Raw genomic sequence first — 7723 nt, 5'->3', positions numbered from 1 at the left:
TTCGTCTTGCGACGTTAAGAATCCGTATCTTCGAGTGCCCACACAGATTGTCTGATAAATTGTTAAAGAGCAGTTGCGACGCGCTTTAGCGCTCTGTCGCGAGGTGGCGTATATTACGCTTTCCTCTTTCAGAGTCAACCCTCATTTTCAGGTTTTTCTCTTCAACCGAACCGGCTGTTTGTGTGAAGTGATTCACATCCGCCGTGTCGATGGAGGCGCATTATAGGGAGTTTCCTGTGGCCCGCAACCCTTAAATTGCAGAAAAATGACTGACTGCTGCATTCCACAGCAAAACCCCGCCTTATACCAATTTACGCACAGAGTTATCCACAATCGTAAGCAAATTATCTGTCAGCGTCCCTGAAAAGGGAGAGAATCGGTATGAAAACCTCTATATAGAAAGAAATTCACTCTACGCTATATAAAGAAGAAAAGCTGACAACTTAAGCTCCATAATCCCTACCACCTTTGAATTACGCCCCCCATCAGGCGATAATACCCGCACAAACCGTGATTCCAGGACCGTGATGAGACACTCACTGCAACGTACTGCTATACGCAAACGCCCGATGAAGCTTGGCACCACCGTGATCCTCATGGTTAGTGCAGTTCTCTTCTCCGTGCTGCTTGTCGTTCATCTGATTTATTTCTCGCAAATTAGCAACATGACGCGCGATGCGTTAGCGAGTAAAGCGCTTGCCGTCGCGCGAACGTTGGCCAACTCTCCGGAGATCCGCCAGGGACTAATGAAAAAGCCCGAGGAAAGCGGTATTCAGGCGATTGCCCAGGCGGTGAATAAGAGCAACGATTTTTTGTTCATCGTCGTCACCGATATGCACAGCATTCGTTACTCCCATCCCGAAGCACAGCGAATCGGCCAGCCATTTAAAGGCGATGACATTTTGCTGGCCCTGCAAGGTAAAGAGAATGTCGCCATTAATCGCGGGTTTCTGGCTAAAGCCCTGCGGGTATTCACCCCTATATACGACGAACATCACCAGCAAATTGGCGTGGTGGCGATCGGTCTTGAGCTAAGCAGAGTTGCTGAACAGATCAATAACAGCCGCGGCAGCATCATCTGGTCAATCTTATTTGGCGTGCTGGTTGGGCTGCTCGGTACATGGATATTCGTTAAGGTCCTCAAGCGCATTCTGTTTGGTCTGGAACCTTATGAAATCTCCAATCTGTTCGAACAACGCCAGGCGATGCTGCACTCTATAAAGGAAGGAGTCATTGCCGTTGACGAGTGCGGTGAAGTGACGTTGATTAACCAAGCTGCGCAGGAGCTGCTGGATTATCACAAATCACAAGATGATGCCCAGCTCTCCACGCTCAGCCATGCGTGGTCACAAGTGGTCGATTTTTCACAGGTACTACATGACGGAACGCCGCGCCGCGATGAAGAGATCATGGTGAAGGATCGGCTACTCTTAATTAACACGGTCCCGGTACTCAGCAACGGTAAAATCATCGGCGCCATTTCAACCTTCAGAGATAAGACTGAAGTCCGAAAGTTAATGCAACGCCTGGACGGTATGGTCAACTATGCCGATGCACTTCGTGAACGATCCCACGAATTCATGAATAAATTGCACGTGATTCTGGGATTATTGCATCTGAAAAGTTATAAGCAGCTTGAAAATTACATCCTCAAGACCGCGAACAATTATCAGGAAGAAATTGGCTCACTGTTAGGAAAAATAAAATCTCCGGTGATCGCAGGATTTTTACTCAGTAAGATTAATCGCACATCTGATTTAGGCCATAGCCTGGTCATCAGCAATGAAAGCCAGCTACCGGAGAATAACAACGAAGATCAGGTGGCGGTGCTGATTACCGTTCTGGGGAATCTGATTGAAAACGCCCTGGAAGCGCTAGGTCAAGAACCTGGTGGTGAGATCAGCGTATCCTTGCATTATCGACACGGCTGGTTGCATTGCGAAGTGAATGACGATGGTCCGGGGATCGCCCCCGAAAACATTGAGCACATCTTTGAGAAGGGCGTTTCGTCAAAAGGAACCGAACGGGGCGTAGGTTTAGCGCTTGTTAAACAACAGGTTGAAAACGTTGGCGGCAATATATCCGTCGAGTCTGAACCTGGGATCTTCACCCAATTTTTTGTACAGTTACCGTGGAATGGTGAGAGGGCCAGCAGATGATCAATGTCTTAATTGTCGATGACGATGCAATGGTAGCGGAATTAAACCGTCGTTATGTCGCGCAACTCTCCGGTTTTCACTGCTGCGGCACAGCCTCCACGCTGGAGAAAGCAAAAGAGATAATCTTTCATAGCGGTCATCATATCGATCTGATTTTGCTAGATATTTATATGCAAAAAGAAAACGGCCTGGACCTGCTACCGGTTCTGCACAGTGAAGGTTGCAAGTGCGATGTCATCGTCATCTCTTCTGCAGCCGATGCCACCACCATTAAAGATTCACTTCACTACGGCGTCGTTGACTACTTGATCAAACCTTTCCAGGCGTCCCGGTTTGAAGAGGCGCTCACCGGCTGGCTACAGAAAAAAACTGAGATGGAAAAGCATCAGTACTATGAACAGTCTGAGCTTGACCAGTTGATTCACGGCAGCTCCTCCAATGAACAAGAAACGCGGCGCTTACCCAAAGGATTAACGCCACAAACGTTGCGCACGTTGTGCCAGTGGATTGATGAGCACCAGGATCAGGAGTTCTCCACGGATGAGCTGGCTAACGAGGTCAATATCTCGCGCGTCTCTTGCCGTAAATACCTTATCTGGCTCGTCAATTGTCACATCTTATTTACCAGCATCCATTATGGCGTGACCGGCAGACCTGTTTATCGTTATCGCGTGCAGGCTGAACACTACTCATTGCTTAAACAATATTGCCAATAAATACACTTGGGATTATTTGTTATTTGAAAGTAACAATTATTAAAATAATGAAAAATCCCTATTTCACCAGCTGACACTGCAAAATTATAAATTTGCGTTAGATCAAATATATTTGTATCCGGCATGTTAAATGTATTATTTTAATATTGACAAACATCACACTGTTTTTAATTTCAAAATCGCTAACAAAAGTTAATTAAGTATTATCTAACTCGCAGAGTGTGTATTTTTACCCATAAAGGATTAGTCTGAAATTAACCAGACATATAAAATCTAGACTGGTAGCAATGGAGACCATGCTACGTACTATGGACACCGTACATTTTTGTGAGCAAATAAAAGTATCCGCACGCCGACTTCATCACATCATGAAATGGCGTGACCGTGATCACATAAATAACCCACTCACTCATTCTGTCGGTGGTTCATGTAATAGCGGAAAACGCAAAATAGATAAATTACAGCGTCAACCGCGGCTCTCCATGTTCAGCTCTGCTTCCCATCGCCTGAGGATTCTCTCCTCTGATCAAAGCCACAGAAAAAACCAAATATCGCCATAACTTTAAAAAAAAATTCTAGCAAGACATTTGAACATTAATCGCAAATACGGACATATCGAATACTGACCATTTTTTGATGCTTATTCTGGCAAAAAAGAATGTGGCACAGATCCATTTTTCAAAAAATTGACTGGGTTTTTCGCGAGGGTAAATAAAATGTTATTTAGTATACAACTTCTCATAATATTAATATGTTTGTTTTATGGTGCCAGAAAGGGCGGTATCGCGCTGGGTTTATTAGGCGGTATCGGCCTGGTCATTCTGGTTTTCGTTTTCCATCTCCAGCCGGGTAAACCACCTGTAGATGTCATGCTGGTTATTATTGCCGTGGTGGCCGCATCGGCAACCTTACAAGCCTCCGGCGGTCTTGACGTTATGCTGCAAATCGCTGAAAAGCTGCTGCGCCGTAACCCAAAATATGTTTCCATCGTCGCACCTTTCGTTACCTGCACCCTGACGATTCTCTGCGGTACAGGGCACGTGGTATACACCATCCTGCCAATCATTTATGACGTTGCCATTAAGAACAATATTCGCCCGGAACGTCCGATGGCGGCGAGTTCCATCGGTGCGCAGATGGGTATTATCGCCAGCCCGGTTTCTGTAGCCGTTGTGTCACTGGTGGCAATGCTGGGTAACGTAACGTTTGAAGGCAAGCATCTCGAATTCCTCGACCTGCTCAGCATCACCATCCCGTCTACCCTGTTGGGTATCCTGGCGATCGGTATCTTCAGTTGGTTCCGTGGTAAAGATCTGGATAAAGATGAAGAGTTCCAGAAGTTCATTTCTGTACCTGAAAACCACAACTATGTGTATGGCGATACCGCCACGCTGTTAGACAAAAAGCTGCCGAAAAGCAACTGGCTGGCCATGTGGATCTTCCTTGCCGCTATCGCCGTTGTTGCCGTACTCGGCGCGTTCTCTGAGCTGCGCCCTACCTTTAGCGGCAAACCACTGTCAATGGTGCTGGTTATCCAGATGTTCATGCTGCTGACCGGTGCGCTGATTATTATCCTGACGAAGACCAATCCCGCTTCAATATCTAAAAACGAAGTCTTCCGTTCCGGTATGATCGCGATTGTGGCGGTGTACGGTATTGCCTGGATGGCCGAAACAATGTTCGGCGCGCACATGACAGAAATCGAAGGTGTGCTGGGCAATATGGTGAAAGAGTATCCGTGGGCCTATGCAATTGTTCTGCTGCTGGTATCCAAATTTGTAAACTCCCAGGCAGCAGCGCTGGCAGCGATTGTTCCGGTCGCACTGGCAATCGGGGTTGATCCAGCGTACATCGTGGCTTCCGCTCCGGCATGTTACGGTTACTACATTCTGCCGACCTACCCGAGCGACCTGGCGGCTATTCAGTTTGACCGCTCTGGCACCACCCACATCGGCCGCTTCGTTATCAACCACAGCTTCATTCTGCCTGGTTTGATCGGCGTAAGCGTATCCTGTGTCTTTGGTTGGATCTTCGCCGCAATGTACGGTTTCCTGTAATCACAGTTCGCGTGCCGTCCGCGTTGGTACGGCACGCCACCATTAAGACACAGAGAATTTTAAAATTCCTGAGAAAAATGAAAAGGCTGGAAGCAAATGTCAAAAGTTGAATTCACTTACCAGGCGGCTTTCCCACTGGGGGAAGACAAAACTGAGTACTACCTGCTGACATCCGATCACGTCAGTGTCGGCGAGTTTGAAGGCGAAACAATCCTGAAAGTAGCTCCTGAAGCACTTACGCTACTGGCCCAACAAGCCTTCCACGATGCCTCCTTCATGCTCCGCCCAGAACACCAGCAGCAAGTCGCCTCAATTCTCCATGATCCCGAAGCCAGCGAGAACGATAAGTACGTAGCGCTGCAGTTCCTGAGAAACTCCGAAATCGCCGCCAAAGGCGTGTTGCCAACCTGCCAGGACACCGGTACGGCAATTATCATGGGTAAAAAAGGTCAGCGCGTTTGGACCGGCGGCGGCGATGAAACGGCCCTCTCCAAAGGCGTATTTAATACCTATATTGAAGATAACCTGCGCTACTCGCAAAACGCGGCGCTGGATATGTACAAAGAAGTGAATACTGGCACCAACCTGCCCGCACAAATCGATCTGTACAGCGTGGACGGTGACGAATACAAATTCCTGTGCGTGGCCAAAGGCGGCGGCTCAGCCAACAAAACCTATCTGTATCAGGAAACCAAAGCGCTGCTGACTCCCGGCAAACTGAAAAACTTCCTGGTTGAGAAAATGCGCACGCTGGGTACTGCAGCTTGCCCGCCGTACCACATCGCATTCGTCATTGGCGGGACGTCAGCGGAAAGTACCCTTAAAACGGTGAAATTGGCCAGCACACACTACTATGACGCGCTGCCGACTGAAGGTAATGCTCACGGCCAGGCGTTCCGCGATCTCCAACTGGAACAGGAACTGCTGATCGAGGCACAGAAACTCGGCCTTGGCGCTCAGTTTGGCGGGAAATACTTCGCACATGATATCCGCGTGATCCGCCTGCCTCGCCACGGCGCATCCTGCCCGGTTGGTATGGGCGTTTCTTGCTCCGCAGACCGTAATATTAAAGCCAAGATTAACCGCGAAGGGATCTGGATTGAAAAACTGGAACATAACCCAGGTCAGTACATTCCGGAATCTCTGCGCCAGGCGGGTGAAGGTGAAGTGGTTAAAGTTGACCTTAACCGCCCGATGAAAGAGATCCTCGCTCAGCTCTCTCAGTACCCGGTTTCTACTCGTCTGTCACTGAGCGGTACTATCATTGTCGGTCGTGACATTGCCCACGCGAAGTTAAAAGAACGTATTGAGTCCGGCGAAGGTTTACCGCAGTACGTGAAAGATCATCCGATCTACTACGCGGGTCCGGCCAAAACGCCTGCAGGCTATCCGTCCGGTTCTTTAGGCCCAACCACCGCGGGTCGTATGGACTCCTACGTTGACCTGTTGCAGTCTCACGGCGGCAGCATGATCATGTTGGCGAAAGGTAACCGTAGCCAGCAGGTGACTGACGCCTGCCACAAACACGGCGGCTTCTACTTAGGCAGCATCGGTGGTCCGGCAGCGGTACTGGCGCAGCAGAGCATTAAGCATCTGGAATGCGTGGAATACCCGGAGCTGGGAATGGAAGCTATCTGGAAAATCGAAGTAGAAGATTTCCCTGCTTTCATCCTGGTCGATGACAAAGGCAACGATTTCTTCCAGCAAATCGTCAGCAAACAATGCGCTAACTGCGCGAAGTAACCCATTCGGCCCGGCACTGGACTGGCACTAAATTTTTGGCGTCAGTCCAGCGATCCCCCCGGGCCAACTTTATCCCCCCATTTACTGGTATTGAATTTTTGCCGTTCACAGGGAATAGTGACCTTTTCCATTACGTGTGAATTCACAATGCTCCGCACTCTGAACCCCACAATCTTGCACACTGGCGCAGTGTTCCTGGCGCTGATCCTTATCTACACCGGTATCTCTGCCTCGGAGAAAATCACCTGGCTGATGGAAGTCACGCCGGTCATTATTGTCGTCCCGCTGTTGCTGGCTACCATGAAGCAGTACCCATTGACGCCGCTGCTTTATACGTTGATTTTCTTGCACGCCATCATTCTGATGGTAGGCGGGATGTATACCTACGCCAAAGTTCCCGTCGGTTTTCAGGTTCAGGAATGGCTGGATCTCAGTCGTAACCCCTATGACAAGTTGGGTCACTTCTTCCAGGGGCTGGTACCAGCCCTGACGGCAAGAGAGATTTTAGTGCGCGGCAATATTGTCCGTGGTCGTAAGATGCTGGCATTTTTAGTCTGCTGCGTAGCACTGGCGATTAGCGCAATGTATGAACTGATCGAGTGGTGGGCAGCGCTGGCAATGGGACAAGGTGCGGAAGACTTCCTTGGCACGCAGGGTGACCCGTGGGATACCCAGTCGGACATGTTCTGCGCCCTGCTCGGTGCGTTAACAACGATCCTCGCGTTGGCGGGCTGGCACAATCGGCAGTTGAAAACGGCCGGAGAGCGCTAACGCTTCTCCGGCAATCTGCGCTACCTACTGCGATACTTGATAACCAGAATCGGCAAGGCGAACAACAGTGTCAGAAAGTTCGCCATGCTGACAGCGGTATCTTCAATCAATAACCCATAAGCCAGCCACAACACCAGCCCGCACACAAACATCACATACATTAAACCGGAGATACCCTGGGTGTTGCGGGTGGTAATAACCTTAATCGCCTGCGGCAAAAAAGAGAGCGTCGTCAGCGTTGCCGCCAGATAGCCAATCCAGGAATGCCACTCCATAG

6 protein-coding genes are annotated in these 7723 nt (G+C 49.3%); 5 read left to right on the top strand and 1 reads right to left on the bottom strand.

What is annotated here, in order from left to right; all coding sequences use genetic code 11:
• Nucleotides 1-527: 527 nt before the first annotated feature.
• From WC1_RS21875 to WC1_RS21895, 5 genes are all read left to right on the top strand, one after another.
• Nucleotides 528-2159 (top strand): sensor histidine kinase, encoded by a 1632-nt coding sequence (locus tag WC1_RS21875; protein WP_016149431.1) that lies wholly within the window; start codon nucleotides 528-530, stop codon nucleotides 2157-2159.
• On the top strand, nucleotides 2156-2875 hold the full coding sequence (gene dcuR / locus WC1_RS21880) for a two-component system response regulator DcuR (RefSeq protein WP_003031875.1): 720 nt from the start codon (nucleotides 2156-2158) through the stop codon (nucleotides 2873-2875). Before WC1_RS21875 ends, dcuR begins: the two co-directional genes overlap by 4 nt.
• Before the next feature lie 716 nt (nucleotides 2876-3591).
• Nucleotides 3592-4932 carry an anaerobic C4-dicarboxylate transporter DcuB gene (gene dcuB, locus WC1_RS21885; protein ID WP_003031873.1) on the top strand — a complete coding sequence of 447 codons (1341 nt, stop codon included), beginning with the start codon at nucleotides 3592-3594 and terminating at the stop codon, nucleotides 4930-4932.
• 96 nt (nucleotides 4933-5028) lie between these two features.
• Nucleotides 5029-6675, top strand: a complete 1647-nt coding sequence (fumA, locus tag WC1_RS21890) for a class I fumarate hydratase FumA (protein WP_016149430.1) — start codon at nucleotides 5029-5031, stop codon at nucleotides 6673-6675.
• Nucleotides 6676-6822: 147 nt separating this feature from the next.
• Entirely contained in the window at nucleotides 6823-7446 is a 624-nt protein-coding gene (locus WC1_RS21895) for a DUF2238 domain-containing protein (RefSeq protein ID WP_003031870.1), read from the top strand.
• Nucleotides 7447-7466: 20 nt separating this feature from the next.
• On the opposite strand, the gene WC1_RS21900 is transcribed toward WC1_RS21895, so the two are convergent.
• On the bottom strand, nucleotides 7467-7721 hold the full coding sequence (locus WC1_RS21900; protein WP_003031867.1) for a SemiSWEET transporter: 255 nt from the start codon (nucleotides 7719-7721) through the stop codon (nucleotides 7467-7469).
• Between the last annotated feature and the right edge of the window lie 2 nt (nucleotides 7722-7723).

The sequence above is a fragment of the Citrobacter sp. KTE30 genome (assembly GCF_000398825.1).
Lineage (GTDB): Bacteria > Pseudomonadota > Gammaproteobacteria > Enterobacterales > Enterobacteriaceae > Citrobacter > Citrobacter freundii.
The sequence above is the reverse complement of the archived record's forward strand: the minus strand, read 5'-3'. Positions and strand labels throughout refer to the sequence as shown.

What these genes read in the sequence shown, in the direction of transcription:
- dcuB (WP_003031873.1), top strand. Translation starts at nt 3,592, where the DNA reads ATGTTATTTAGTATACAACTTCTCATAATATTAATATGTTTGTTTTAT.
- WC1_RS21895 (WP_003031870.1), top strand. Translation starts at nt 6,823, where the DNA reads ATGCTCCGCACTCTGAACCCCACAATCTTGCACACTGGCGCAGTGTTC.
- WC1_RS21875 (WP_016149431.1), top strand. Translation starts at nt 528, where the DNA reads ATGAGACACTCACTGCAACGTACTGCTATACGCAAACGCCCGATGAAG.
- fumA (WP_016149430.1), top strand. Translation starts at nt 5,029, where the DNA reads ATGTCAAAAGTTGAATTCACTTACCAGGCGGCTTTCCCACTGGGGGAA.
- dcuR (WP_003031875.1), top strand. Translation starts at nt 2,156, where the DNA reads ATGATCAATGTCTTAATTGTCGATGACGATGCAATGGTAGCGGAATTA.
- WC1_RS21900 (WP_003031867.1), bottom strand. Translation starts at nt 7,721, where the DNA reads ATGGAGTGGCATTCCTGGATTGGCTATCTGGCGGCAACGCTGACGACG.